This is a genomic window from Streptomyces lomondensis, from assembly GCF_014651035.1.
Taxonomy (GTDB): domain Bacteria; phylum Actinomycetota; class Actinomycetes; order Streptomycetales; family Streptomycetaceae; genus Streptomyces; species Streptomyces lomondensis.
In genome coordinates this window covers 444,383-468,846 of the sequence record NZ_BMWC01000005.1, presented here as the reverse complement: position 1 = coordinate 468,846, position 24,464 = coordinate 444,383, and the positions used below count along the sequence as shown (strand labels likewise).

At 72.8% G+C, this 24,464-nt stretch carries 23 protein-coding genes and 4 pseudogenes; 16 read left to right on the top strand and 11 right to left on the bottom strand.

The features are described from left to right. The first annotated feature begins 86 nt into the window (after positions 1–86). From IE255_RS20405 to argF, 3 genes are all read left to right on the top strand, one after another. Positions 87–1,781, top strand: a complete 1,695-nt coding sequence (locus IE255_RS20405; RefSeq protein WP_190051755.1) for an HEXXH motif domain-containing protein — start codon at positions 87–89, stop codon at positions 1,779–1,781. A 100-nt stretch (positions 1,782–1,881) separates the two neighbouring features. Next, positions 1,882–3,105 carry an arginine deiminase gene (locus tag IE255_RS20400; RefSeq protein WP_190051754.1) on the top strand — a complete coding sequence of 408 codons (1,224 nt, stop codon included), beginning with the start codon at positions 1,882–1,884 and terminating at the stop codon, positions 3,103–3,105. An 82-nt stretch (positions 3,106–3,187) separates the two neighbouring features. Then, positions 3,188–4,195 carry an ornithine carbamoyltransferase gene (gene argF, locus IE255_RS20395; protein WP_190051753.1) on the top strand — a complete coding sequence of 336 codons (1,008 nt, stop codon included), beginning with the start codon at positions 3,188–3,190 and terminating at the stop codon, positions 4,193–4,195. 15 nt (positions 4,196–4,210) lie between these two features. Here argF and IE255_RS20390 read toward each other — a convergent pair whose 3' ends face one another. Further along, a complete protein-coding gene (locus tag IE255_RS20390) occupies positions 4,211–4,678 on the bottom strand; it encodes an ATP-binding protein (protein ID WP_190051752.1) in 468 nt (155 codons plus the stop codon). 309 nt (positions 4,679–4,987) lie between these two features. Between IE255_RS20390 and IE255_RS20385 the strand changes: the two genes are divergently transcribed. Continuing rightward, positions 4,988–5,815 (top strand): enoyl-CoA hydratase family protein, encoded by an 828-nt coding sequence (locus IE255_RS20385; RefSeq protein WP_190051751.1) that lies wholly within the window; start codon positions 4,988–4,990, stop codon positions 5,813–5,815. Beyond that, on the top strand, positions 5,800–8,157 hold the full coding sequence (locus IE255_RS20380; RefSeq protein WP_190051750.1) for a bifunctional salicylyl-CoA 5-hydroxylase/oxidoreductase: 2,358 nt from the start codon (positions 5,800–5,802) through the stop codon (positions 8,155–8,157). Before IE255_RS20385 ends, IE255_RS20380 begins: the two co-directional genes overlap by 16 nt. Here the strand turns inward: IE255_RS20380 and IE255_RS20375 are convergent. Continuing rightward, positions 8,141–8,968: a PaaX family transcriptional regulator gene (locus tag IE255_RS20375; protein WP_190051749.1), complete on the bottom strand. Its 828-nt coding sequence runs from the start codon at positions 8,966–8,968 to the stop codon at positions 8,141–8,143. The genes IE255_RS20380 and IE255_RS20375 overlap by 17 nt on opposite strands. A 15-nt stretch (positions 8,969–8,983) precedes the next feature. Then, entirely contained in the window at positions 8,984–10,606 is a 1,623-nt protein-coding gene (locus IE255_RS20370) for an AMP-binding protein (protein WP_190051748.1), read from the bottom strand. Positions 10,607–10,733: 127 nt separating this feature from the next. On the opposite strand from IE255_RS20370, the pseudogene IE255_RS20365 reads away from it, so the two are divergent. The 3 genes and pseudogenes from IE255_RS20365 to IE255_RS20355 form a co-directional block, all read left to right on the top strand. Next, a pseudogene (locus IE255_RS20365) lies at positions 10,734–11,153 on the top strand (acyl-CoA dehydrogenase family protein); the annotation flags it as partial. 105 nt (positions 11,154–11,258) lie between these two features. After that, on the top strand, positions 11,259–12,422 hold the full coding sequence (locus tag IE255_RS40395; RefSeq protein ID WP_372487535.1) for an acyl-CoA dehydrogenase family protein: 1,164 nt from the start codon (positions 11,259–11,261) through the stop codon (positions 12,420–12,422). Beyond that, the gene (locus tag IE255_RS20355; RefSeq protein ID WP_190051747.1) at positions 12,419–12,817 is read left to right on the top strand and encodes a RidA family protein; all 399 of its coding nucleotides are present in this window, start codon (positions 12,419–12,421) and stop codon (positions 12,815–12,817) included. Before IE255_RS40395 ends, IE255_RS20355 begins: the two co-directional genes overlap by 4 nt. Before the next feature lie 15 nt (positions 12,818–12,832). Here the strand turns inward: IE255_RS20355 and IE255_RS20350 are convergent, their stop codons facing one another. Next, complete coding sequence (locus IE255_RS20350) at positions 12,833–13,027, bottom strand: DUF5999 family protein (RefSeq protein WP_190051746.1); 195 nt, start codon at positions 13,025–13,027, stop codon at positions 12,833–12,835. A gap of 244 nt (positions 13,028–13,271) precedes the next feature. On the opposite strand from IE255_RS20350, the gene IE255_RS20345 reads away from it, so the two are divergent. The 6 genes from IE255_RS20345 (at position 13,272) to IE255_RS20320 (ending at position 19,116) form a co-directional block, all read left to right on the top strand. Then, complete coding sequence (locus IE255_RS20345) at positions 13,272–13,712, top strand: DUF6299 family protein (RefSeq protein ID WP_190051745.1); 441 nt, start codon at positions 13,272–13,274, stop codon at positions 13,710–13,712. A 172-nt stretch (positions 13,713–13,884) separates the two neighbouring features. Then, the gene (locus IE255_RS20340) at positions 13,885–15,474 is read left to right on the top strand and encodes an ABC transporter substrate-binding protein (RefSeq protein WP_190051744.1); all 1,590 of its coding nucleotides are present in this window, start codon (positions 13,885–13,887) and stop codon (positions 15,472–15,474) included. Positions 15,475–15,503: 29 nt separating this feature from the next. Next, the gene (locus IE255_RS20335; RefSeq protein ID WP_190051743.1) at positions 15,504–16,472 is read left to right on the top strand and encodes an ABC transporter permease; all 969 of its coding nucleotides are present in this window, start codon (positions 15,504–15,506) and stop codon (positions 16,470–16,472) included. Beyond that, positions 16,462–17,361, top strand: coding sequence for an ABC transporter permease (locus IE255_RS20330; RefSeq protein WP_190051742.1), 900 nt, complete (start codon positions 16,462–16,464; stop codon positions 17,359–17,361). Before IE255_RS20335 ends, IE255_RS20330 begins: the two co-directional genes overlap by 11 nt. Beyond that, the gene (locus IE255_RS20325) at positions 17,358–18,470 is read left to right on the top strand and encodes an ABC transporter ATP-binding protein (protein WP_372487529.1); all 1,113 of its coding nucleotides are present in this window, start codon (positions 17,358–17,360) and stop codon (positions 18,468–18,470) included. Before IE255_RS20330 ends, IE255_RS20325 begins: the two co-directional genes overlap by 4 nt. Continuing rightward, the gene (locus IE255_RS20320) at positions 18,463–19,116 is read left to right on the top strand and encodes an ABC transporter ATP-binding protein (protein WP_190051741.1); all 654 of its coding nucleotides are present in this window, start codon (positions 18,463–18,465) and stop codon (positions 19,114–19,116) included. The genes IE255_RS20325 and IE255_RS20320 overlap by 8 nt, the downstream gene beginning before the upstream one ends. Before the next feature lie 6 nt (positions 19,117–19,122). On the opposite strand, the gene IE255_RS20315 is transcribed toward IE255_RS20320, so the two are convergent. Together IE255_RS20315 and IE255_RS20310 are read right to left on the bottom strand one after the other, a co-directional pair. Further along, positions 19,123–19,434, bottom strand: coding sequence for an ArsR/SmtB family transcription factor (locus IE255_RS20315; RefSeq protein WP_190051740.1), 312 nt, complete (start codon positions 19,432–19,434; stop codon positions 19,123–19,125). A 61-nt stretch (positions 19,435–19,495) separates the two neighbouring features. After that, entirely contained in the window at positions 19,496–19,795 is a 300-nt protein-coding gene (locus IE255_RS20310) for a hypothetical protein (RefSeq protein ID WP_190051739.1), read from the bottom strand. Positions 19,796–20,000: 205 nt separating this feature from the next. Here IE255_RS20310 and IE255_RS40390 point away from each other — a divergent pair. Further along, positions 20,001–20,619: pseudogene (locus IE255_RS40390) on the top strand (transposase). 33 nt (positions 20,620–20,652) lie between these two features. Here IE255_RS40390 and IE255_RS20300 read toward each other — a convergent pair. The 3 genes and pseudogenes from IE255_RS20300 to IE255_RS20290 form a co-directional block, all read right to left on the bottom strand. Next, complete coding sequence (locus IE255_RS20300) at positions 20,653–21,261, bottom strand: hypothetical protein (RefSeq protein ID WP_190051863.1); 609 nt, start codon at positions 21,259–21,261, stop codon at positions 20,653–20,655. Positions 21,262–21,354: 93 nt separating this feature from the next. After that, positions 21,355–21,429: pseudogene (locus tag IE255_RS20295) on the bottom strand (winged helix-turn-helix transcriptional regulator); the annotation flags it as partial. Positions 21,430–21,466: 37 nt separating this feature from the next. Next, a complete protein-coding gene (locus IE255_RS20290) occupies positions 21,467–21,874 on the bottom strand; it encodes a DUF6193 family natural product biosynthesis protein (protein ID WP_229906499.1) in 408 nt (135 codons plus the stop codon). 55 nt (positions 21,875–21,929) lie between these two features. Between IE255_RS20290 and IE255_RS39260 the strand changes: the two are divergent. Next, positions 21,930–22,124, top strand: a pseudogene (locus IE255_RS39260) (transposase); the annotation flags it as partial. Positions 22,125–22,411: 287 nt separating this feature from the next. Here IE255_RS39260 and IE255_RS20280 read toward each other — a convergent pair. Together IE255_RS20280 and IE255_RS20275 are read right to left on the bottom strand one after the other, a co-directional pair. Beyond that, complete coding sequence (locus tag IE255_RS20280; RefSeq protein WP_190051738.1) at positions 22,412–23,176, bottom strand: class I SAM-dependent methyltransferase; 765 nt, start codon at positions 23,174–23,176, stop codon at positions 22,412–22,414. A gap of 90 nt (positions 23,177–23,266) precedes the next feature. Continuing rightward, positions 23,267–24,463, bottom strand: coding sequence for an aminotransferase class V-fold PLP-dependent enzyme (locus IE255_RS20275; RefSeq protein ID WP_190051737.1), 1,197 nt, complete (start codon positions 24,461–24,463; stop codon positions 23,267–23,269). Between the last annotated feature and the right edge of the window lies 1 nt (position 24,464).

Genomic DNA, 24,464 nt, shown 5'->3' with positions numbered 1-24,464 from the left:
CCGACCCGACGGCTGAGCCCCGGTGCGACACCCGCACGCGCACCGGGTCCTGTGCATGTCCGCCAACCGACCGGAGGTCCGCGACGATGACCAGCGAGCAGCACCTCGCTCCCTTCCGCATGCCGGACCGGCTCTTCGCGGAGCTGGCCGCCGGAGGGGGCTCCGCGGCGGCCGTCGCCTTCCTCGAACGAGCCGAACGCGCGCGGCGGTTGCTGCTCCTGCGCACCGTCCTGGGTCATCTCGACGCCCTGCCCACCCCCCTCACCCCGGTCGCCGAAGCCTGGCGGGTGCTCAAGGAGGCGGCCGAGAAGTCGCCCGAGCCGGTCGAACGCCTGCTGCTGGCCCCGGCGACCGGCGGGTGGATCTCCCACATGCTGCGCCGGGTGCACGGCACGGCGACCGGGCCGCCGCTGTGGGCGGAGGCGGGTCACCTGTGCGCGCTGGCCCTCTCGGCCGCCCTGCACGCGGGCACCGAGGCGGCCCTCGACGTTCCCCTCACCCAGGGAGGGCTGCCCCTGCCCGGTCTCGGCATGGTCCAGCTCCCCGACGCGAGAGCGGGCCTGGCGATCGGCCGGGCCACCGCGGCCGGGGGAGAGCTGACGGTCACCGGGCCGGGCCGCACGACCGACTCCGTGCGGGTGACCTGCCGTCCGCTGACCCGGAGTGCCGACGCCGACGGGGGCATATGGCTCCCGCTGCGCACCCTCACCCACACCGGCCCCGACGGCACGGCCCCCGTCACCGTCGTACTCGAAGACCTCGACCCCTACCGCGACCTCGACGACCACCTGCCCCCCGCCCGGCTCGACGAGGACGAGGCACAGGAGTGGCAGCGCCTGTTCGGCGAGGCCGCGCGGATCCTCGCACGGCCGGGCGTACCGGGCCCCGGGCGGGTCGACCCCGCCATGATCCGGGCGATCGTGCCCTTCGGACGCACCGCCGTCCACCCGCCCCCGCTGCCCTTCGTCCAGGTGTCGGCCTCCAGCGGCGACTCCTTCGGCGGCATGCTCATCGTCCGCCCGGCCTCCGCGCTCGCCCTCGCCGAGACCTTGGTGCACGAGCTCCAGCACAGCAAGCTGGCCGCCCTCCTGCACCTGTTCCCGCTGCTGGAGGACGACCGGGCCGAGCGCTACTACGCCCCCTGGCGCACCGACCCCCGCCACCTCACCGGCCTGCTGCACGGCGCGTACGCCTTCACCGGCGTCGCGGGCTTCTGGCGGGACCGGCTGGCCGGTGCCGAGGGGATCGAGGCGGTCGATCGGGCCGCCTACTTCTTCGCGTTGCGCCGCCTCCAGAGCCGGCTGGCCGTGCGCACGCTGCTGACCAGCGGCCGGCTGACCGTGCAGGGCCGCGCCCTGGTGTCGGGCCTCGCCCGCACCCTCGACGGCTGGCTGCGCGAGCCGGTGCCGTACACCGCCCTCACCCGGGCCCGTACGGCCGCCGCGCTGCACCGCACCGAGTGGCGGCTGCGCAACGTCGACCCCGGGGTGGAGTCACCGCCGGACGGCCCCCGCTTCCGCCTCGACCGCGCCTCCTGGCCCGACGTCCGCACCCACGCCTTCGCCGCCCGCCCCGTCGCCCCGCACACCGCCGACGAGCACCTCGCCGCCGGGGACGCCGCCACCGCGCTCGCCCGGTACGCCGAACTGCTGGCCGCCGACCCCGCCGAGCCGCACGCGCTGGCCGGGTGGATCGTCGCCCGGGCCGTGCTCGACCCGGGGCGGGCGACGCGGCGCATGCTGGCGCGGCCGGAGTTGCTCCAGCCGCTGCCGAGCGGATGACCCGGGAGCGCACCGATTGTCGTCAGGCAGACGCAAACAAGAGTGCGCGGAAACGGGCGAGGAACGCGTCAAGACGCTCTCCGATGGTCAGGATGGAGGCATGGCATACCACGTCCACTCCGAGGCCGGGCGGCTGCGCCGTGTCATCCTGCACCGGCCCGATCTGGAGCTCAAAAGGCTCACCCCCAGCAACAGGACCTCGCTGCTCTTCGACGACGTGCTGTGGGTGCGCAGGGCCCGTGCCGAGCACGACGGGTTCGCCGACGTGCTGCGCGACCGGGGCGTCACCGTCCACCTCTTCGGTGACCTGCTGGCCGAGGCCCTGGAGGTCCCGGCGGCCAGGGCTCTCGTCCTGGGCCGGGTCTTCGACGAGAAGGAGTACGGCCCGCTCGCCACCGACCATCTGAGAGCCGCCTTCGAGACCCTGCCCGCGCGGGAGCTGGCCGAGGTGCTGGTCGGCGGCATGACGAAGCGCGAGTTCCTCGACGTGCACCCGGAGCCGACCTCCGTGCGCTTCCACGTCATGGAACTGGACGACTTCCTGCTGGGCCCCCTGCCCAACCACCTCTTCACCCGCGACACCTCGGCCTGGATCTACGACGGCGTCTCCATCAACGCCATGCGCTGGCCCGCCCGGCAGCGCGAGACCGTGCACTTCGAGGCGATCTACCGGCACCACCCGCTGTTCCGGGACGAGACCTTCCACGTCTGGTCCGAGGGGCAGGCCGACTACCCGTCCACCATCGAGGGCGGGGACGTCCTCGTGATCGGCAACGGGGCGGTGCTCATCGGCATGAGCGAGCGCACCACCCCGCAGGCCGTCGAGATGCTCGCGCACAAGCTGTTCGCCGCCGGTTCCGCCGAGACGATCGTGGCCCTCGACATGCCCAAGCGGCGCGCGTTCATGCACCTCGACACCGTCATGACGATGGTCGACGGCGACACCTTCACCCAGTACGCGGGCCTCGGCATGCTCCGCTCGTACACCATCGAGCCGGGCGTCGGCGAGAAGGAGCTGAAGGTCACCGACCATCCGCCGGAGCACATGCACCGCGCGATCGCCGCCGCCCTCGGGCTGAACGAGATCCGCGTGCTCACCGCCACCCAGGACGTGCACGCGGCCGAGCGCGAGCAGTGGGACGACGGCTGCAACGTCCTGGCCGTCGAGCCGGGCGTCGTCGTCGCCTACGAGCGGAACGCCACCACCAACACCCACCTGCGCAAACAGGGCATCGAGGTGATAGAGATCCCGGGCAGCGAGCTGGGGCGGGGCAGGGGCGGGCCGCGGTGCATGAGCTGCCCCGTCGAACGGGAGCCGGTGTAGGCCCCGACCGCTCCGTATAGACATGCTGAGTTTCGTATAGTATTCCAGGAGTCTGTGTCCCCCGTATCCCTGGAGCGCCCCCATGGCGACAGTCCCGACCGCCCTCGCCGGCCGCCACTTCCTCAAGGAGCTGGACTTCACGGAGGAGGAGTTCCGCGGTCTGGTCGAGCTGGCCGCCGAGCTGAAGGCCGCCAAGAAGGCCGGGGCCGAGACCCAATACCTGCGGGGCCGGAACATCGCGCTGATCTTCGAGAAGACCTCCACCCGCACCCGCTGCGCCTTCGAGGTCGCGGCCGCCGACCAGGGCGCCTCGACGACGTACCTCGACCCCTCCGGCTCGCAGATCGGCCACAAGGAGTCGGTCAAGGACACCGCGCGGGTGCTGGGCCGGATGTACGACGCGATCGAGTACCGGGGCGACAGCCAGCAGAAGGTGGAGGAGCTCGCGGCCTACGCCGGCGTCCCCGTCTACAACGGGCTCACCGACGACTGGCACCCCACCCAGATGCTCGCCGACGTGCTCACCATGACCGAGCACTGCGCCAAGCCGCTGACCGAGACCGCCTTCGCCTACCTCGGCGACGCCCGCTTCAACATGGGCAACTCCTACCTCGTCACCGGCGCCCTGCTCGGCATGGACGTGCGTCTCGTCGCCCCGAAGGCCTACTGGCCGGCCGAGGAGGTCGTCGACCGGGCCCGTACGCTCGCCGAGGCCAGCGGCGCCCGCGTCACGCTCACCGAGACCCTGGACGAGGGCGTCCGCGGCGCCGACTTCGTCGCCACCGACGTGTGGGTCTCCATGGGAGAGCCGAAGGAGGTCTGGGACGAGCGCATCACCGCCCTCGCCCCGTACGCCGTGACCATGGACGTCCTGCGCGCCACCGGCAACCCGGACGTGAAGTTCCTGCACTGCCTGCCCGCCTTCCACGACCTCGGCACCAAGGTCGGCCAGGAGATCCACGCGGCCCACGGCCTGGAGTACCTGGAGGTGTCGGACGAGGTCTTCGAGTCGGCGCACTCCGTCGTCTTCGACGAGGCGGAGAACCGTCTGCACACGATCAAGGCAGTGCTGGTCGCGACGCTCGGCTGAGCCCCGCCTCACCCGTCACGCCGACGGGCGCCGCTGAGCCGGCACCACAGGCAGCCTGAACCACACCGCCTTGCCGGACTCGGTCGGCCGGTGCCCGCACGAGGAGCTCAGGGCGCGGATCAGCAGCAGACCGCGCCCGTGCTCCTGCCAGGGGTCGGGCGGCCCGCCGGCCGGACGGGTGAGGTCGCCGGGCGGGGCCGGGTCGGTGTCGTGCACCTCGACCCGGCAGCCCGACGGCATCAGCTCCACGACCAGCTCTATCGGCGTCTCCCCGGAGGTGTGCTCCACGGCGTTGGCCACCAGCTCCGCCGTGAGCAGCTCGGCGGTGTCGCAGTCCGCCCCGTGCTCCAGCTCGGCCAGCGCCGTACGGACCAGGGCACGGGCCACGGGCACCGCCGCGGCGGTGTGCGGCAGCGCGACGTGCCAGGAGGCGGGGGCTGAGGGGAGTTCGTACAAGGCGGGTCCGTTCATGGAGCAGGACATCCTGCTTTCAACCTCAGGAATGGTACGGCGCGGTTCTTCGGAGATGGTCCGAGGGGCACCGCCGGGGGCGCCTTCGCCCCCTTGCCGACGGCTTACCCAGGTGAACGCGGTGCCGCGCACAGCTGCTCCCGCCGTTACGCCGGTGTGGACGATCTGTGACGGATGTGACTGGCCCGGGTCACGCCGGGACCCACACCGAAGTCCTACCCGGACGGCCTATCGCGCACTCATGACGACAGTCACGAATGAGTGATAGCTTCAGGGGGTAGAGCTCAGTGAGGCAGTGCCCGCCCGAGGAGGCCGCCCGTCATGAGTCCCTTCACCGGCTCCGCCGCCCCCACCCCGAGCTGGGAGCATCTGCGCGTCGAGGTCGCCGACGGCGTCGCGACCGTCACCCTGGCCCGCCCGGAGAAGCTCAACGCGCTCACCTTCGGCGCCTACGCCGACCTGCGCGACCTGCTCGCCGAGCTGTCCCGGGAGCGGTCCGTACGGGCCCTGGTGCTGGCCGGCGAGGGCCGCGGCTTCTGCTCCGGCGGCGACGTCGACGAGATCATCGGCGCCACGCTGTCCATGGACACCGCCCAGCTCCTGGACTTCAACCGGATGACGGGCCAGGTGGTCCGCGCGATCCGGGAGTGCCCGTTCCCCGTGATCGCCTCGCTGCACGGCGTGGCAGCGGGCGCCGGAGCGGTCCTGGCCCTGGCCGCGGACTTCCGCGTGGCCGACCCCACCGCCCGCTTCGCCTTCCTCTTCACCCGCGTCGGCCTCTCCGGCGGCGACATGGGCGCGGCCTACCTGCTGCCCCGGGTCGTCGGCCTGGGCCACGCCACCCGCCTGCTGATGCTGGGCGACCCGGTCCGCGCCCGGGAGGCCGAGCGCATCGGCCTGATCAGCGAACTGACGGAGGAGGGCCGCGCGGACGAAACGTCCCACCACCTGGCCCACCGCCTGTCCCAGGGCCCGGCCCTGGCATACGCCCAGACGAAGGCCCTGCTGACGGCCGAGCTGGACATGCCCCTGGCGGCTTCGATCGAACTCGACGCCTCGACCCAGGCCCTGCTGATGACAGGAGAGGACTACGCCGAGTTCCACGCGGCCTTCACGGAGAAGCGCCCTCCCAAATGGAGCGGACGGTGAGCGCGTCGCCTTCAGGGGCGCGGGGAACTGCGCGAGCAACCACACACCACCCGCACCCGCACACCGGGCCGGACAACCCCCTACGCGTCGCAATCATCGGCGGCGGCCCCGCCGGCCTCTACGCCGCCGCCCTCCTCAAACGCCTCGATCCACGACGCGACATCACCGTCTGGGAACGCAACGCCCCCGACGACACCTTCGGCTTCGGCGTGGTCCTCTCCGACGAGACCCTCGGCGGCATAGAACACGCCGACCCCCAGGTCTACGAGGCCCTCCAGAGGGACTTCGTCCGCTGGGACGACATCGACATCGTCCACCGCAACACCCGCCACACCTCCACGGGCCACGGCTTCGCCGCCCTCGGCCGCCACCGCCTCCTGGAGATCCTCCACACCCGCTGCCGCGAACTCGGCGTGGACCTCCGCTTCCGCACCGAGGCCCCGCACGACGTCCCGCGCACCCACGACCTGGTCATCGCCGCGGACGGCGTCCACAGCACCACCCGCGAGACGTACGCGGACGCGTTCCGCCCCCACCTGACCACCCACCGCTGCCGCTACATCTGGCTGGCCGCCGACTTCCCCTTCGACTCCTTCCGCTTCGAGATCGCCGAGACCGAGCACGGCGTGATGCAGCTGCACGGCTACCCCTACGCGCCGGACGCCTCCACCGTGATCATCGAGATGCGCGAGGAGGTCTGGCACGCGGCCGGCTTCGACGAACTCGGCGAGACCGAGTCGATCGGACGCTGCGCCAAGATCTTCGCGGAAGCCCTCCGCGGCCGCCCCCTGAAGTCGAACAACTCCACGTGGACGACCTTCCGCACGGTCGTCAACGACCGCTGGTCGCACGGCAACGTCGTCCTCCTCGGCGACGCCGCGCACACGGCCCACTTCTCCATCGGCTCCGGCACCAAGCTCGCCGTCGAGGACGCCCTGGCCCTCGCGGCCTGCCTGGAGGAGCAGGACTCCCTGCCCGAGGCCTTGGCCGCGTACGAGGCGGAGCGGCGGCCCGTCGTCGCCTCCACGCAGCGCGCCGCCCGCGCCAGCCTGGAGTGGTTCGAGAACCTCGCCCTGTACCTGGACCAGCCGCCCCGCCAGTTCGCCTTCAACCTGCTCACCCGCAGCCGCCGCGTCACCCACGACAACCTGCGGCTGCGCGACCCGCACTTCACCGAGACGGTGGAGCGCGAGTTCGGCTGCCCGCCCGGTACGCCCCCGATGTTCACCCCGTTCCGGCTGCGCGGCCTGACCCTGCGCAACCGGGTCGTCGTCTCGCCCATGGACATGTACTCGGCGGTCGACGGCGTCCCCGGCGACTTCCACCTCGTCCATCTGGGCGCCCGGGCGCTGGGCGGGGCCGGGCTGGTGATGACCGAGATGGTGTGCGTCAGCGAGGAGGGCCGCATCACGCCCGGCTGCGCGGGCCTCTACACCGGCCGCCAGGCCGAGGCCTGGAAGCGGATCACGAACTTCGTCCACGACCGGGCTCCCGGCACCGCGATCGGCGTGCAGCTCGGCCACAGCGGCCGCAAGGGCTCCACGAAGCTGATGTGGGAGGGCATCGACGAGCCGCTGGAGGAGGGCAACTGGCCCCTGGTGGCCGCCTCCGCCCTCCCGTACAAGCCGTTCAGCCAGATCCCGCGCGAACTGTCCCGTGCCCAGCTCACCGACCTCCGCGAACAGTTCGCGGCAGCCGCCTGCCGGGCCGCCCGCGCCGGGTTCGACCTGCTCGAACTGCACTGCGCCCACGGCTATCTGCTCTCCGGCTTCCTCTCCCCGCTGACCAACCGGCGCACCGACGCCTACGGCGGCTCGCCGGAGAAGCGGCTCCGCTTCCCGCTGGAGGTCTTCGACGCCGTACGGAACGTGTGGCCGGGGGAGCGGCCGATGACCGTCCGCATCTCCGCCACCGACTGGGCGGAGGGCGGCACCACGGCCGAGGACGCCGTGGAGATCGCCCGGGCCTTCGCCGCGCACGGCGCCGACGCGATCGACGTCTCGACCGGGCAGGTCGTGGCGGACGAGCGGCCCGAGTACGGACGCTCCTACCAGACGCCCTTCGCGGACCGCATCCGGCACGCCACCGGCATCCCCGTGATCGCGGTCGGCGCGATCTCCTCCTGGGACGACGTCAACTCCCTGATCCTGGCGGGCCGCACGGACCTGTGCGCCCTCGCCCGCCCCCACCTCTACGACCCGCACTGGACCCTGCACGCGGCAGCCGAACAGGCCTACACGGGCCCGGGCGCGGTCTGGCCGGCCCCCTACCGCGCAGGCAGCCGCCGCCCCCGGACGGGCCGCACGGACGCCCCCAAGCCGCGGCTCAGTCTGGGGGGCTGAGCAGGCCCGTGAACTCGGCCCCCGCGTCCCGCAGTCGCTCGTGCAGACCCCGGAACACCGCCGAGGAGCGGGCGCCCGGCCAGTCGGCGGGGAGGAGGGCGGAGGGGAGGCCGGGGTCGGTGTAGGGGAGGTGGCGCCAGGAGTCCAGGGCGAGGAGGTAGTCGCGGTAGGCCTCCTCGGGCGGGGTGTCGTCCCGCTTCTGCCAGTCGTGCAGGACGCGCTCGTGGCGGTCGAGGAACGCCTCGTGCTCCTTGGCGATGGCGGCCAGGTCCCACCAGCGGGCGACGGCCTCCGCGGTCGGGGCGAAGCCGAGGTGGTCGCCGCGGAAGAAGTCGACGTACGTGTCGAGCCGCAGCCGCTGGAGGGTGTGCCGGGTCTCCTCGTACAGCCGTGCGGGCGCGATCCACACGCCCGGCGCGGCCGTGCCGAAACCGAGACCCGCCAGCCGGGAGCGCAGCACGTGCCGCTTCTGCCGCTCCGACTCCGGCACGGAGAACACCGCAAGCACCCAGCCCTCGTCCTCGGGCGGCGCCGTGGCGTAGACACGCCGGTCGCCGTCGTCGAGCAACTGGCGGGCGTCCGGGGACAGTTCGTACCCGGCCGCGCCCTGTGCGGTGCGGGCGGGCACGAGCAGTCCGCGTCTCTTGAGCCGCGACACCGAGGAGCGTACGGACGGGGCGTCCACGCCGACCGCGGCCAGCAGCCGGATCAGTTCGGCGACGGGCACGGGGCCCGGCGCGAAGCGGCCGTACGCGCCGTAGAGCGTGACGATGAGAGACCGTGGTGCATGCTGGTCGGACACGTTGATCATCTTAGGTCGTACGGGTCACTCCCTGTCGCCTTCGGGGCCGCCGTCCGGGATCCCCCCGATACGCAGCCTGAAACGCTGGAGCTTGCCGGTGGCCGTGCGCGGCAGCGCGTCCAGGAAGACGATCTCGCGGGGGCACTTGTAGGGCGCGAGTTCCGTCTTGACGAAGGCGCGCAGCGCCGCGGCGTCCCGCTCGGCACCCTCCTTCAGGACGGCGAACGCCACCACGACCTGCCCGCGCGCCTCGTCGGGCCGCCCCACGACCGCCGCCTCCACGACATCGGGGTGGCGCAGCAGCGCGTCCTCGACCTCGGGGCCCGCGATGTTGTACCCGGCCGAGATGATCATGTCGTCGGCGCGGGCGACGTAGCGGAAGTAGCCGTCGGGTTCGCGGACGTAGGTGTCGCCGGTGATGTTCCAGCCGCCGCGCACGTACTCGCGCTGCCGCGGGTCGGCGAGGTAGCGGCAGCCGACCGGTCCGCGCACGGCGAGCAGGCCGGGCTCCCCGTCGGGCAGCGGCTCGCCGTCCGCGTCCTGCACGCGTGCCTCCCAGCCCGGTACGGGAACGCCCGTCGTCCCGGGCCTGATCTGCTCGTCGGCCGCCGAGACGAAGATGTGCAGCAGCTCGGTGGCCCCGATGCCGTTGATGACGCGCAGGCCCGTGCGCTCGTGCCAGGCCTGCCAGGTGGCCGCGGGCAGGTTCTCGCCGGCCGAGACGCAGCGGCGCAGGGACGAGAGGTCGTACCCGTCGAGTCCGTCGAGCATCGCGCGGTACGCCGTAGGGGCCGTGAACAGCACGGACACCCGGTGCCGGGCGATGGCCGGCAGCAGTTGCCTGGGCCCGGCCTGCTCCAGCAGCAGCGAGCTCGCCCCGGCCCGCAGCGGGAAGACCACCAGGCCGCCGAGCCCGAAGGTGAACCCGAGCGGGGGGCTGCCCGTGAAGACGTCGTCCGGGCGAGGCCTGAGCACGTGCCGGGAGAAGGTGTCGGCGATCGCCAGGACATCCCGGTGGAAGTGCATGCAGCCCTTGGGGCGGCCGGTGGTGCCGGAGGTGAAGGCGATCAGCGCCACGTCGTCGGCCGCGGTCCCGACGGCCTCGTACGGTGTGCCGGGCGCCGGGCGGTGGAGCAGGTCGTCCGGGGCGTCGCCGCCGTACGTCGTGATCCGCAGGTCCGGGATCTCGGCCTTGGCGAGGTCGTCGACGGCCCGGATGTCGCACAGCGCGTGCCGGACCCGGGCGATCTCGCACATCGTGCTCAGCTCGTGCGGGCGCTGCTGGGCGAGCACCGTGACCGCCACCGCCCCCGCCTTCAGCACGGCCAGCCAGCAGGCCGCGAGCCAGGGCGTGGTGGGGCCGCGCAGCAGCACCCGGTTGCCGGGGACGACGCCGAGTTCGCCGGTGAGCAGGTGCGCGACGCGGTCCACGCGGGCCCGCAGGTCGCCGTACGTCCAGGTCTCGCCGGCGGGGGTCAGGAACGCCGGGCGGTCGTCGGGCGGGCCGTTCAGCAGTTCCGCGGCGCAGTTGAGCTGTTCGGGGTAGCGCAGCTCCGGCAGATCGAAACGGAGCTCGGGCCATTGGTCCAGAGGTGGGAGATGGTCCCGGGAGAAGGTGTCGACGTGGGCCGTGCCCCGTGGATTCATACGGTTCGCCCCCTTGGCGTGGTGGGCTCGCCCCTGGAGCGTATCGTGTTGGTGACGACAGTCAACGGTCCGCGATAGCCTCGGAGTGGTCCGGCCTGGAAGCAGGGTGGCGGAGAAGGGACCGGCGATGACCGCATTCTCGCTCGAACCGGCACAACTCGCCTGGTGTGCCGAGCTGCGCACGCTGGCCGCGGAGCGGCTCCGCCCGTTGGCCGAGAAGGGGGAGCCAGGTCATGTGAACCGCGCCTTGGTCGCCGAACTGGGCCGACTGGGGCTGCTCGCACGCCTGTTCACCTCGGGCGCGCTCGACCTGTGCCTGATGCGCGAGTCCCTCGCCCACGGCTGCACGGAGGCCGAGACGGCCCTCGCCCTCCAGGGCCTCGGCGCCCACCCGGTCCACGCCCACGGCACGGAGTCCCAGCGCGCCCGCTGGCTCCCCCGGGTGGCCGACGGCAGCGCGATCGCGGCCTTCGCGTTGAGCGAGCCGGGGGCGGGCTCGGACGCGGCGGCGCTGGGCTTGCGGGCGGAGCGGGACGGTTCGCCGGGGGTTGCGCCGGGCGTTGCGCCGTCGGCCGACGGCAGGCCGACGGCGGTGGCCTCCGGCGACGGCGCGTGGGGCGTGGAGGACTCCGACCACAGCGGTCGTGGTGCCGTGGCTGGTGCTGGTGAGGTGCCGGGCGTGGGGGAGCCCGGTCGCAGTGGTCGTGGTGCTGTGGCTCGTGCTGGTGGGGTGCCGGGCGCGGCGGAAGCCGGCGGTGGTGCTCGGCGTGCCGTGGCTCGTGCCGGTGAGGTGCCGGGTGTGGGGGAGTTCGGCGGCAGTGGTCGTGGTGCCGTGGTCGGTGCTGGTGAGGTGCCGGGCGCGGGGGAATCCAGCCGCGGTGCTCGGCGTGCCGTGGCTCGTGCCGGTGACGTGCCGGGCGCGGCGGAAGTCGGCGGTGGTGCTCGGCGTGCCGGGTCCCGTGCCGGCGGCGCTCCCGGCCCGGTCGTGTCCGACGCCGGCACCCGGGGCGCTCGAACTCCCGCCGGGGGCCCGCCGGGTGCCGCGCCCCCACCCCCCGGCGCACCGGCCCCCAGCGACCTCGCCGCCCACCCCGACGGCCCCGCCCGCTGGCGGCTCAGCGGTGAGAAGTGCTGGATCTCCAACGCCCCGGAGGCGGACTTCTACACCGTCTTCGCCCGGACCACCCCCGGTGCCGGGGCGCGGGGCGTCACGGCGTTTCTCGTGCCCGCCGACCGTCCGGGCCTGACCGGCACCGGCCTCGACATGCTCTCCCCGCACCCCATCGGCGCGCTGGAGTTCGACGCCGTGCCGGTGACGGCCGACGACGTGCTCGGCGAGGTGGACCGCGGTTTCCGGGTGGCCATGGGCACGCTCAACCTGTTCCGGCCCAGCGTCGGCGCCTTCGCGGTCGGCATGGCGCAGGCGGCCCTCGACGCGACCCTCGGCCACACCGCCCGCCGCGACGCCTTCGGCGGCAAGCTGCGGGACCTCCAGGCCGTCTCCCACCAGGTCGCCGAGATGGCCCTGCGCACGGAGGCGGCCCGGCTGATGGTCTACGCGGCGGCGACGGCCTACGACGAGGACGCCCCGGACGTCCCCCGGCGCGCCGCCATGGCCAAACTGCTCGCCACCGAGACCGCCCAGTACGTCGTCGACACGGCCGTCCAGCTGCACGGCGCCCGGGCGCTGCAACGCGGCCATCTGCTCGAACACCTCTACCGCGAGGTGCGCGCCCCACGCATCTACGAGGGCGCCAGCGAAGTCCAACGCGGCATCATCGCCAAGGAGTTGTACGCCCACCAGGAGGCCCGGTGACCACCGAGCGCGTCAACCCGCCCGACCTGTCCCCGCCGGCCGGCTTCTCCCACGCCGTCGTGGCCTCCGGCTCCCGCGTGGTGTTCCTGGCGGGGCAGACCGCCCTCGACACCGACGGCAAGGTGGTCGGAGAGACCCTGCCCGAGCAGTTCGAGAAGGCGCTCACCAACCTGCTGACCGCCCTGGCGGCGGCCGGCGGCGCCCCGTCCGACCTCGCCCGCGTCACCGTCTACGCCACGGACGTCGAGGCGTACCGCACCCACGCCCGTGACCTCGGCCGCCTCTGGCGCGAGCTGGCCGGACGCGACTACCCGGCCATGGCGGTCGTCCAGGTGGCCCGGCTGTGGGACGCGGAGGCGCTGGTGGAACTGGACGGCTTCGCGGTGCTGCCCTAGAGCGGCCCTTGCGGGTCAGGCCGCGGCGGCCAGCCCCTCCGGCGTCACCCGGCGGGGCTCCACCACGCGTCCGTCCGGCAGCAGTTCGCCGGTGTCGTCGAAAACGACCGCCCCGTCGCACAGCAGGCTCCAGCCCTGCTCGGGGTGGGCGGCGACGACATGCGCGGCGGGGGAGCTGGTCGCGGGGCACAGGGGCTGGTGGGCACACATGGCGCACCTCCACGTCGGTAGGGCCGTCCGAACGGTTCGAACGACTCGTACGGATCGACCATCCTCCCGTACCGGACTCCCCGGAACGGCCCGGCGGGAAGCGTGACACGCCCCGGACATTCCCCGGACGGTTCCACGACGCTCGGCGCGGACTCGCCACCGAAGGGGTGAGGGTCACGGGCGGCGGCCCGGAGGGCCGGTACGAGTGGGATGGTCATTTCACCCCTTTCGGGAGGTTCCACCCATGCGTGTACGTCCCCTTCTCGGCGCGGCGGCCGGTGCCGCGCTGCTCCTGCTGACCGGTGCCGGCGCGACGCCCGCCACCGCGTCCGCCGCCGCCCCGTCCGACACCGTCACCGTCGACGCGATCGGCCGGATCGCCGCCGACGGCACCGTCACCCTCTCCGGCACCTACCGCTGCGCGAGCTCCAGCGGCCCCGTCTTCGTCAGCTCCTCCGTGAGCCAGGGCGTCTCCACGACCCGCTACGGCATCGGCGGCACCCGGGCCGTGTGCGACGGCGCGGAGCACCGCTGGGTGAACACGGGCCGGCCCATGCCCGGCGCGCTCGCGCCCGGCGCGGCCCACGTCGAGGCCACCCTCATGGAGCTGCGCACCTTCAGCGGCCTGCCGCTGCCCAGCTTCCACGCGACCTCGGGGCAGCAGATCACCCTGACCCAGAGCTGAGCCGCGACGGTGAACGGACCGGCGGCCGCCCGGATCTCGGGGTGCCGCCGGTCCGGCCGGAATCCGCGACCTGCGCCTTCCGCACCGCGATGGTGCGCGACCACCCTCCTTGACTGTTTAATTGCGAGGTCTATGCAACAACCTGACTAGAGCAACAAGGGTGTGAGGTCACATGTCGACCCGTCGGATACGAGGGGCCGCCGTCACGGCGGCGCTGGCCGCGGCGGTCACCGCCTGCTCCGCTCCCGGCAGCGGCGGCTCCGGCGAGGGCGCGTCCGCCGGGTCGGTCGTCATCGGAGTGGCCTCCGAGCCCGACACCCTCAGCCCCCTGCTCGGCTACGGCAAGGACGGCAACTCCAAGATCTTCGACGGGCTGCTCGCCCATGACGCCGACCTGAAGCTGAAGCCCGCGCTGGCGGCCGCGCTGCCCGAGATCACCGACGGCGGCCGGACCTACACCTACACCCTGCGCGAGGGCGTCGAGTTCAGCGACGGCGAGCCGCTCACGGCCGACGACGTCGTCTACACGTACCGGACCGCCCTCGACCCGAAGACCAACAACACCTTCAAGAGCGAGCTGGACGCCGTCAAGGAGGTCCGGGCGAGCGGCGACGGCAAGGTCGTCTTCACCCTCAAGTACCCCTACGCCCCCTTCGCCGCCCGCACGGTCCTGCCCATCGTCCCCGAGCACGTGGCCGGCCGGCAGGATCCCAACACCGGCTCCTTCAACACCAAGCCGGTCGGCACCGGACCGTACGTCCTGAGCAACTGGAGCAAGGGCGAGAAGCTCACCTTCAAGGCCAACCCCCGCTACTGGGGCGGCAAGCCGCAGGTGCGGACCTTCACCATGGCGATCATCGCCGACGACGACGTCCGCGCCACCCGCCTGCGCTCCGGCGACCTCGACGGCGCGGTCCTCCCGCCCAACCTCGCCGCCACCTTCAAGAACGACGACGGCAAGCGCACCTACGAGGCCCGCTCCTACGACTTCCGCGCCGTCACCCTCCCCACCGGGAACAAGGTCACCGGCGACCGCGCGATCCGGCAGGCCCTCGACGCCGCCGTGGACCGCCGGGCCATGGTCGACAAGATCCTCGACGGTGCCGGCCGCCCGGCGTACGGGCCGCTGCCCGTGGACGACCCCGCCTTCACCAAGGACATCGAGCGCGCCAAGGACCTCGGCAAGGCCCGCAGGATCCTGGACGAGGCCGGCTGGAAGCCCGGCAAGGACGGCATCCGCGTCAAGGACGGACAGCGGGCGACCTTCACCCTGCTCTACCCCTCCGGCGACAAGGTCCGCCAGGACCACGCCCTCGCCTACGCCTCCGACGCCAAGAAGGCCGGCATCGACGTGCGGGCCGAGAGCGCCACCTGGGAGGTCATCGAGCCGCGCATGAAGGACACCGCCGTCCTCGCGGGCTTCGGCAGCACCGGCGACCCCGACTTCGGCCTGTACACCCTGCTGCACTCCTCCCTCGCCGGCGACGGCTTCAACAACATGGCCCGCTACGACAACCCGGCCGTGGACCGGGCCCTCGACACCGGCCGCCGCAGCCAGGACCCGGCGGAGCGCCGGGCCGCCTACGACAAGCTCCAGCGCGCCCTGGTGCAGGACCCCGGCTACACCTTCCTCACCCACATCGACCACCTCTACGTGCTGGCCGACCGCTGGGACGGCCTGAGCACCCAGCTGGAGCCGCACGAGCACGGCTTCGCCAGCGGCCCCTGGTGGAACATCGAGGACTGGCAGCCGAAGAAGTGACCCGACCGACCCGACTCCCCTGGGGAGCGATGGCACGGCTGGCGGGGCGGCGGGCGCTGTTCGCCGTCCCCGTCCTGCTCGTCGTCACCTTCGGCGTGTTCGCCATCGCCGCCGCCTCCCCCTTCGACCCCGTCAAGGCGTACGCCGGCACCGCCGCGCTCGGCGCCGACCAGCAGACCCTGGACCGGCTGCGCGAGAACCTCGGCGTGGACCAGCCCTTCGCCGCCCGCTGGTGGCACTGGCTGACCTCCGCGCTCACCGGCGACCTCGGGCACTCCAGCGTGATGCGGCAGCCGGTCGCCCAGGTGATCGGCGAGCGGCTCGTGTGGTCCGCGCTGCTGTGCGCGGTCGCCTTCGCCGCCGCCGTGCTGGTGGGCACGCTCCTCGGCGTGCTCGCCGCCCGCCGCCCCGGCTCGGCCGTCGACCGGACCGTCACCTCCCTCGCCTACACCCTGGAGGCGGCCCCGGTCTTCTGGATCGCGCTGCTCGCCATCTGGCTGTTCGCGCTCCAGTGGGACGTCCTCCCGGCGGGCGGCTTGACCGACACCGGCAGCGAACAGGTCACCTTCGGGCAGGTCACGAGCCACCTGGCCCTGCCCGCCGGTGTCCTCGCGGTGTCCCAACTGCCGTGGTTCACCCTGTACGTACGCCAGGGCGTCGGCGACGCGCTGGCGGAGGACCCCGTACGCGGAGCCCGGGCCCGGGGGCTGAGCGAACGCACGGTGCTGCTCGGGCACGCCCTGCGCTCCGGACTGCTGCCGGTTCTCACGCTCATCGGCTCCCGCGTACCCGAACTCATCACCGGCGCCCTGCTGGTGGAGAGCGTCTTCAGCTGGCCCGGCATCGCCGCCGCCACGGTCGAGGCGGCCACCGCCGTCGACTTCCCGCTGCTCGCCGCCCTGACGACGCTGGCCACCGCCGCCGTCCTCGCCGGCAACCTGCTCGCCGACCTGCTCTACGGACTGTTCGACCCGAGGGTGAAGCTCAGTGACATGTGACGCACCGGCGCCCGCCGCCGCCCCGGAGACGACCCAGTGGCGGTCGTACGGCCCGAAGCGCCGCTCCACCCGCGCCCTGCGGGTGCGCACCTCCGCCGCGCTGGTGGCCGCGACCGTCCTGGCCGTGCTGCTCGTACCGCCGCTGGTCCAGCTCGACCAGCAGGCCGTCGACCTCGCGGCCAAGCTGCGACCGCCGTCCTTCCAACACCCCTTCGGCACCGACGACGTCGGCCGCGACCTGCTGCTGCGCTGCGTCTACGGCCTGCGCGTCTCGCTGCTCGTCGGGGTGGCGGCGGCGCTGACGGCGACCGTGGTCGGCACGGCCGTGGGGGCGGCGGCCGGGGCGCTGGGCGGCTGGGCCGACCGCGCGCTGATGCGGGTGGTCGACACGTTCTCGTCCGTGCCGCATCTGCTGCTCGGCATCTTCATCGTCGCGATGTTCCGGCCCGGCGTCTGGCCGGTGGTGATCTCCGTGGCGCTCACCCACTGGCTGTCCACCGCGCGGATCGTGCGCGCCGAGGTGCTGTCCCTGCGGTCCAGGCCGTACATCGACGCGGCCGTCTCCGGCGGGGCGTCCCGGTGGCGGGTGGCCGTACGGCATCTGCTGCCCGCCGTGCTTCCCCAAGCGGCCCTCGCCGCCGTGCTGATGGTGCCGCACGCCATGTGGCACGAGTCGGCGCTGTCCTTCCTCGGCCTCGGGCTGCCCACGCACACGGCGAGCCTCGGCACCCTGATCCAGACCGCCCGCGGCTCCCTGCTCGCCGGCCAGTGGTGGCCGACCCTCTTCCCGGGCCTGTTCCTCATCGTCCCCACCCTCGCCATCGCCGGTCTCGCCGGCGCGTGGCGGGAGCGGATCCATCCCCGTCACCGATCGGAGCTGATGCTGTGAGCACCGGAGTTGGTTCCGGGCCGGGCGGAGCCGGCCCTGCGCCGGTCGCGAGCGGTCCCGCGCCGGGCGACGGCGGTCCCGGGCCGGGCGCCGCCGGTGCGAGGCCCGCCGAAGCCGGACCCGGCCGTACGCCCCGGCGGGACCCCGTGCTGTCCGTGCGCGGTCTGTCCGTGCGGTTTCTCATGCCCGGTGGGCGCCGTGTCGCCGCCGTCACCGGGGCCCGGTTCGACGTGGCGGCCGGGGAGTGCCTGGCCCTGATCGGGGAGAGCGGCTGCGGCAAGTCCGTGCTGGCCTCCGCGCTGCTCGGGCTGCTCCCCGGCAACGCGCAGACCGCCGGCTCGGCCCTGCTCGGCGACCTGGACCTGCTCGCGGCCGACGAGCGGACCCTCGCCCGGACCGTACGGGGCCGGCTCATCGGCCTCGTCCCGCAGAGCCCGGCCGCCCACCTCACGCCTGTGCGCACCGTCCGCTCCCAACTGGAGGAGACGGTCGCCGCGCTGACCGCGACCCGGGGACGGGCCGCCCTGCGCGCCGCCGCCGAGGCCGCCGCCGAACGGGCCGCGTTCCCCGCGAGCCACCTCGACCGCCACCCGCACGAGCTGTCCGGCGGCCTCGCCCAGCGCGCCGCCACCGCCCTCGCGCTGGTCGGCGGCGCGCCCTTGCTGCTCGCCGACGAACCCACGACCGGACTGGACCGCGACCTGGTGGACCGTACGGTCGACGAACTCCGGCGGCACGTCGACGAGCCGGGGCCGGGCAACGGCACCGGGCGGGCGCTGCTGATGATCACCCACGACCTGGCCGCCGCCGAGCGCATCGCCGACCGGGTCGCGGTCATGTACGCGGGCCGGATCGTCGAACTCGCCGACGCCGCCGCCTTCTTCGGGGAGCCCGGTCCCCGCCACCCCTACAGCCGCGGCCTGCTCCAGGCCCTGCCCGACCGCGCCTTCACCCCCGTCCCCGGCATGCCGCCCGAACTCGGCGACCTCCCGGACGGCTGCGCCTTCGCCGCCCGCTGCGACCGGGCCACCGACACCTGCGCCGCCCCGCCGCCCGCGGGCACGGTCGCCTGCCACCACCCGCATGTGCCGGAGGACGCCCGTGCTTGAACTGCGCTCCATCACCGCCGGATACACCAGGAACGCGCCGGTCGTCCGGGACGTCTCCCTGACCGTGGCACCGGGCGAGTCCGTCGGCCTGCTCGGCCCGAGCGGCTGCGGCAAGTCCACGCTGGCCCGGGTCGCGGCCCTGCTGCACCGGCCCGACTCCGGCACCCTGCTCCTCGACGGCGAACCCGTACGGCACTGGCGCCACCGCGCCCCGCGCGACCGGCGCACCGCCTTCGGGGTCGTCTTCCAGCAGGCCAGGCTGTCTGCGGACCCCCGGCTGCCGCTCACCGACCTGATCGCCGAGCCCCTGCGCGCCACCGGCCGGGGCAGGGAAGTCCCGGACCGGATCGCCCAGTTGGCCCCGGTGGTCGGCCTCACCCCGGACCTGCTGACCCGGCGCCCGCACGAGGTCAGCGACGGCCAGCTCCAGCGCGCCTGCCTCGCCCGCGCCCTGGTGCTGCGCCCGCGCCTGCTGGTGTGCGACGAGATGACGGCGATGCTCGACGCGTCCACCGCCGCCGCTCTGGTCGCGGCGGTCGAGGACTACCGGGCCGCCACCGGCGCCGCCCTGCTGGCCGTCGGCCACGACCGCACGCTGCTGGAGCGCTGGTGCGACCGCACGGTCCACTGGGAGAGCCTGTCCTGAGACGGGCTACTCCTGGGCGTGCCGGATGGCGTCCAGCACGATGTGCGCCACGTGGTCGTCGGTGAGGGTGTACCGCGTCTCGCGGGCCTCACGCCGGGCGCTGACGATCCGGGAGGTGCGCAGCACCCTCAGGTGCTGGGAGACGAGGGGCTGGCTCACGCCCAGGGCCGTCACCAGTTCGTGGACGTACTTCCCCCCGCCGGACAACTCGCGCACGATGCCCAGCCGTACGGGCGAGGCCAGGGCACGCAGCAGCTCACTGGCCGCTTGCAGAGTCCGGTCCGGGTCGTCCGTCGGGGGAGAGGGCGTCGTTGTCATATGCAGACATTAGCATATGACAACGATTTCCAATTTGCCCAACGTGTCCGGGTCCATCCACTCAGTGATCGTCCCAGTGCCCCTCGTGCGCGGCGTGCCGGTGGCCGTCGTGCACGTAGTCGGTGTGGTCGCCGTGCCGCACGGCCAGGTGGCCGCAGTCGTCGCCGTGCTGGTGGTCGTGGTTCTGGTGGACCGTGTGACCGCCGTTCGCGCACTCGTCGACGTGGTCCCCGTGCATCCGGTGGATGTGGCCGTCGTGGGCGTAGTCGGTGTGGTCGCCGTGGGGGAAGGCGACGTGACCGCAGTCGTCGCCGTGGGTGTGGGTGTGGCCCTCGTGGGTGAGGTGTTCGGCGGTGGTCATGGGTGGCTCCTCGCGTGTGCTCGTGACCGCCCGCGGCGCTTCGGCCGGGGCGCGCATGGCGACATTAACATATAGCGATTCCTGCATGTATTGTCCGGGCCCCCGCCGCGCCCCGCCATCCGGCCGGGGCGCACGGGTGAACGCGGAGCCAGGGCCTGTCCGAGGGGTCGTGTGACCGGCTCATGCCCTGGTCGTTCGGATCGGTGTGGGGCGGGGTGATCTCTCGGACGAGGAATGGGTGCGGTCGGAGCCGCATCTGCCGAAGAACATCGGTCGGGGTGGGCGGTGGAAGTGTCCTCGCAAGGTGATCAACGGCATCTTGTTCCTGCAGCGGACGGGTTCCGGTGGCGGGACCTGCGTGCCGTGTTCACCAGCATGCTGCCGGTGCCCGGCGGCGGGACGATGAGGGGATGGGCCGTTCACGGGGCGGGCTCACAACGAAGATTCACCTGGCAGGTGACGACGGCTGTCGGCCGCCGGCCGTCCTGATCACGCCGGGACAGTGGGGCGACGCCCCTCGACTCATCCCGGTCCTGGACCGCATCCGTGTCCCGCGGCCGGCCGGTGGGCACCCGCGGACGCGTCCGGATCACCTCTGCGGGGACAAGGCGTACAGCTCCCGCCGGAATCGCCGTTACCTGCGGCGCAGGCAGATCCGGCACACGATCCCCGAACGGCGGGACCAGCAGGCCCACCGCCGACGCCGTGGCAGCGCAGACGGCAGACCCGCCAGTTTCCAGCGGGACCGGTACGCCCGCAAGCGGGCCTGCATCTTCCAGGGCACGGCCGCGGTCGCAGCAATCCGGCTCTGGCTCCGCTCATGAGCCGTCTTCACCCGCACGAGTAGGCCGGAACGTTCAACCATTCGCGAGCCGGGAGTAGAGGATCGATTCACCACACTCATTCGGGTGACGAAGCGATCCGGGCACGCAGATCCGGGCAGGCTGCGGACAACTACCGTCGTTCCGAAAGAAGTTCATGTCTCGTACCGCAGTAACGCACTCGGAGTCGTCGCGCTCCTCGGCCTTCTTGCCACGCCGGCCATTGCCGTGCCGGACCCGGTAGCCACCGTCGACTGTGCTGTTCAAGAAGTCACGGGTCTCGTGGACCCGGCCAACGTCGGAGTCCCCACCGAGGTTCCAGGCACGGGCCGTCTGGCGCCCTGAACCGTGCCGGGCTGGGGCGTGTCCGGTTGTCGCCCGTGACCCACCGGACACGCCCTGGACCCAGACAAAATTGGGTCTCGTCTGAGAGGACTTGAAGGCCAACACGAGCAGCAGTCCTATGACCAACGCCAGCAGGCCCCCGCCTCCGACGTATTTCACAATCTGTCCTTCGGCGGTGGAGTCGATATTCTCCGCTGTCCCGAGCTGCTCAGTCCTCGCTGTCGTCATCGTTCCCGGGGGGTGTGCGGTGGTTCCAGAAGATGCTCCGTCACGGGAGGGCCACGGGTCGACCTTGGGCATGTTCGTTCCTACATGGCCCTCTGACCCGAAGCAGGGCCTCTGCCTTTCGCGTGCGGAGACGTGACGACGGCGAACCGAGTGCCCCATAAGAAACTCCAGTCGCTTGACCCGGCGCAGGCACGGCGGTGAGGTCAGGCCGACCCGCTTGGCCAGCTCGACGTTGGTCAGCCGCCCGTCCCGACTCCGCGAAGTCGGCTGCCTGTTTCTACCTGTTGTCCCGCGCCCTCTCGTAGGCGGCCAGTTCCTCTGCATTGCCGATGAAGGCCGGGCCGCAGTGTGGTGGCAGGCGATCGATGACCATCGCCACTGCAGCTTGCGCGCTGTCTGTCTCGGCGATCCGCGGGCTGGTTCGGCTCGGCCCTTCGACGTAGTACCGGCCGTCTCCCAGGGTGCCGATGTAGGGGATGTCCCAGGTGTGGCGGATCTCCGTGCACCTGCTGAAGTGCAGCTCCCACATACCGGTCCAGGGGTAGAGCTGACGAAGCAGCGGCTCGGCGTGCGCCACCAACACCAGCTCGGCAAACGGAACGGCAAGCGGCGATTCTTCCGGTCGGCGAGGTTCGCCGGCCGTGGTCAGGATCTTGTGCCAGGCTGCTTCGACAGTTTCGGTCATGCCGTGATTGTGCGGGCGCTGCTGCCCGTCATCCCGCCACCGGCCGAAAGGGGGGGACGGCCGAGACAGGCCCCTGGCCCCCCTGGTCACCCCCGGCCAACGCCATGACGGTATCTGTGCGCAACCGCTGCTGGAACGCATCCGCGTCCCACGCCTCGGCCCCGGCCGTCCGCGCTGCCGTCCCGACCACGTGATCGCAGACAAGGCGTACAGCTCTCGCGCATTCCGCGCCTACCTGCGCAAACGCGGGACGCGGGATCGGCCACACCATCCCCGAGAAGGCCCTCCCACGAAGCGGCCGTCAGCCTGGCGTCGGTCCTGCTCGGGGCGAGATCCGTGTGAAGGCGGGGCCTAGGGCCTGTCGTTTGGATCACGCCGCAGACGCGGGGTCTGGCACGCGCATCTGCCGCGTTGTCGTCGGTCCCCGACGCTCCGCGTCGACTCCCTCCTCCGCCTTGCAGCTGCACGCACCAGACCCCGCTCACCGGCACTGAACAGCACCGTCACTTCCCTGCGACCTGATCCAAACGACAGGCCCTAGCGGACCGCCACGACCACGCAGCTGTCGCCGTACTGCCAGACCGGGCCCGCCTTGTCGAAGCCCGCCCGGCGGAGCAGGTCCAGGTGGGCGGAGAGGGGGAGTTCGGCGGGGCGGCCGGTGTCGGGGGACGCCTCGCGGCGGCGGCGTTCGGCGAGGAGGTCGGCCAGTTCGGGGTCGTCGGCGACGGCGGCCCACCAGGAGCCCCAGTCCTCATGGGTGAACGCCCGCTGCCGGCCGGCCCGGCACCGCCCGACATGGGCGGCGATGCCGGCCGGGCCCGCCTCGTCCTGGGGAAGGTGGTCGCCGTTGACGAGGACGCCGCCGGGCCGCAGCAACGCGGCGAGCTGCCGGTAGGTGCGCAGCAGGGTGTCGCGGTCGAGGTAGTGCAGGGCTGTTGTGGAGACGGCCGCGTCCAGGGGCCGGTCCAGGCCCAGCGTCCCGGTCCAGCCCGGTGCGCCGATCTCCGCGTCGACGTAGCGGGCCGCGTCCGGGTGGTGGGTCCGGCCCAGCTCCAGCAGGAGGGGGTCCCGGTCCACGGCCACGATCTCCGCGTCCGGCAGCCGCCGGACCAGCCGGGCCGCGAGCGAGCCGGGCCCGCAGCCCAGGTCGACGACGAGCGGCCGGCTCCGGCGCCCCGCCGTGACGTGTTCGACGACATCCGCGATCACCGTGAACCGCTCCTCGCGGTCGACGGCGTACCGCTGCTGCTGGAGCTCCCAGCGCTCCACCCATCGCTCCGCCGTCTCCAGGCTCAGCCCCATCCGGTCGCGCCACCTTGCCGTCTCGCACCTGACTCTTGTCCGTCCGAGCCTACAGGTGGAAACGGTTCCCATTATGCCTGGGTGGCCGAGTCAGGTGAGTGACGCGAGAACGGACAGCAGCCGGTCGATCTCCTCCACGGTGTTGTACACATGCAGGCTCACCCGCACCGAACCGGTCTTCTCGCCCGCGTCGCCCTGGCAGTGGTGGTCGGAGCGGACCATGAAACCGTGGCTGAACAGGATGAAGCCCAGATCGCCCGAGTCGATGGCGCGGTGCCGCAGCGTCACGATGCCCTGGCGCCGCTGCACGGTCGAGTCGGCGGCCAGGCTGAGCGGGCAGCCGAGGATCTCGTAGGCGTCCAGCCGGCGCAGCCCGTCGGTGAGCCGGGAGGCGAGGGCGACCGTCCAGCGCTCGATGCGCTCGACCCCCGCGGCGTCCAACCAGTCCAGGGCCGCTTCCAGGGAGGCGATGCCCGCGGTGTTCGGGGTGCCGCTCCAGCCGCCGGGCACGAACGCCGGGCCGCGCGCCTGCCGGGCCCACACCGCACCGGACCCCGGCAGCGCCAGGGCCTTGTGCCCCGAGAAGACGACGAAGTCGACGTCCAACTCGGCCACCGACACCGGCAGATGGCCGACGCTCTGCGCCGCGTCCAGGCAGATCACCGCGTCCGGGCCGACGGCCCGCCGGATCCGGCCCACGTTCATGTCGCCGCCGTACACATGGTGCACATGCGTGGTGGCCACGAACCGGGTGCGCGGCCCGGCCCGTTCGGCCAGCGCACGGTGGTCGTAGTCCCCGGAACCGCTCTGGTACGGCATCGGCACCACCCGCACGTGCACGCCCTGCCGGGCCAGCAGCTGCTGCGCCTCCAGCCAGGGCGTGATGTTGGCCTGGTGGTCGGCGTCCGGCACGACGATCTCGTCGCCGTCGCGCAGGAAGCCCGGCAGCCAGTCGTGGGCGACGGTGCGCAGCCCCTCGGTCGCGCCGCTGGTGAAGTGCACGGCGGAGCGCTCCGGTTCGGTGTCCCCGAGGAACCGGGCGACGCGCTCGCGGGTCCGCTCGACCAGCTCCGTCGTCCTGTTGGCCCAGGTGTAGGTGCCGCGCGCGGCGTTGGCGTTGGACGTGGTGAGGTACGTCTGCACGGCGTCCAGGACGGCCTGCGGCTTCTGCGCCGTGGCCGCGCTGTCCAGATAGGCCAGCTCTGGATGCGCCGTGACGATGGGGAACTGGGCGCGCAGCGCCTGCTGCCACCGGATCGGTTCCTCGCGGATCGCGGGTGCGGTCATG

What these genes read in the sequence shown, in the direction of transcription:
- IE255_RS20335 (WP_190051743.1), top strand. Translation starts at nt 15,504, where the DNA reads ATGGCACGGCTGGCGGGGCGGCGGGCGCTGTTCGCCGTCCCCGTCCTG.
- IE255_RS20280 (WP_190051738.1), bottom strand. Translation starts at nt 23,176, where the DNA reads ATGGGGCTGAGCCTGGAGACGGCGGAGCGATGGGTGGAGCGCTGGGAG.
- IE255_RS20390 (WP_190051752.1), bottom strand. Translation starts at nt 4,678, where the DNA reads ATGTCCTGCTCCATGAACGGACCCGCCTTGTACGAACTCCCCTCAGCC.
- IE255_RS20310 (WP_190051739.1), bottom strand. Translation starts at nt 19,795, where the DNA reads ATGACCACCGCCGAACACCTCACCCACGAGGGCCACACCCACACCCAC.
- IE255_RS20400 (WP_190051754.1), top strand. Translation starts at nt 1,882, where the DNA reads ATGGCATACCACGTCCACTCCGAGGCCGGGCGGCTGCGCCGTGTCATC.
- IE255_RS20290 (WP_229906499.1), bottom strand. Translation starts at nt 21,874, where the DNA reads ATGACCGAAACTGTCGAAGCAGCCTGGCACAAGATCCTGACCACGGCC.
- IE255_RS20340 (WP_190051744.1), top strand. Translation starts at nt 13,885, where the DNA reads ATGTCGACCCGTCGGATACGAGGGGCCGCCGTCACGGCGGCGCTGGCC.
- IE255_RS20405 (WP_190051755.1), top strand. Translation starts at nt 87, where the DNA reads ATGACCAGCGAGCAGCACCTCGCTCCCTTCCGCATGCCGGACCGGCTC.
- IE255_RS20350 (WP_190051746.1), bottom strand. Translation starts at nt 13,027, where the DNA reads ATGTGTGCCCACCAGCCCCTGTGCCCCGCGACCAGCTCCCCCGCCGCG.
- IE255_RS20315 (WP_190051740.1), bottom strand. Translation starts at nt 19,434, where the DNA reads ATGACAACGACGCCCTCTCCCCCGACGGACGACCCGGACCGGACTCTG.
- IE255_RS20385 (WP_190051751.1), top strand. Translation starts at nt 4,988, where the DNA reads ATGAGTCCCTTCACCGGCTCCGCCGCCCCCACCCCGAGCTGGGAGCAT.
- IE255_RS20345 (WP_190051745.1), top strand. Translation starts at nt 13,272, where the DNA reads ATGCGTGTACGTCCCCTTCTCGGCGCGGCGGCCGGTGCCGCGCTGCTC.
- IE255_RS20380 (WP_190051750.1), top strand. Translation starts at nt 5,800, where the DNA reads ATGGAGCGGACGGTGAGCGCGTCGCCTTCAGGGGCGCGGGGAACTGCG.
- IE255_RS20300 (WP_190051863.1), bottom strand. Translation starts at nt 21,261, where the DNA reads ATGCCCAAGGTCGACCCGTGGCCCTCCCGTGACGGAGCATCTTCTGGA.
- argF (WP_190051753.1), top strand. Translation starts at nt 3,188, where the DNA reads ATGGCGACAGTCCCGACCGCCCTCGCCGGCCGCCACTTCCTCAAGGAG.
- IE255_RS20275 (WP_190051737.1), bottom strand. Translation starts at nt 24,463, where the DNA reads ATGACCGCACCCGCGATCCGCGAGGAACCGATCCGGTGGCAGCAGGCG.
- IE255_RS20375 (WP_190051749.1), bottom strand. Translation starts at nt 8,968, where the DNA reads ATGATCAACGTGTCCGACCAGCATGCACCACGGTCTCTCATCGTCACG.
- IE255_RS20370 (WP_190051748.1), bottom strand. Translation starts at nt 10,606, where the DNA reads ATGAATCCACGGGGCACGGCCCACGTCGACACCTTCTCCCGGGACCAT.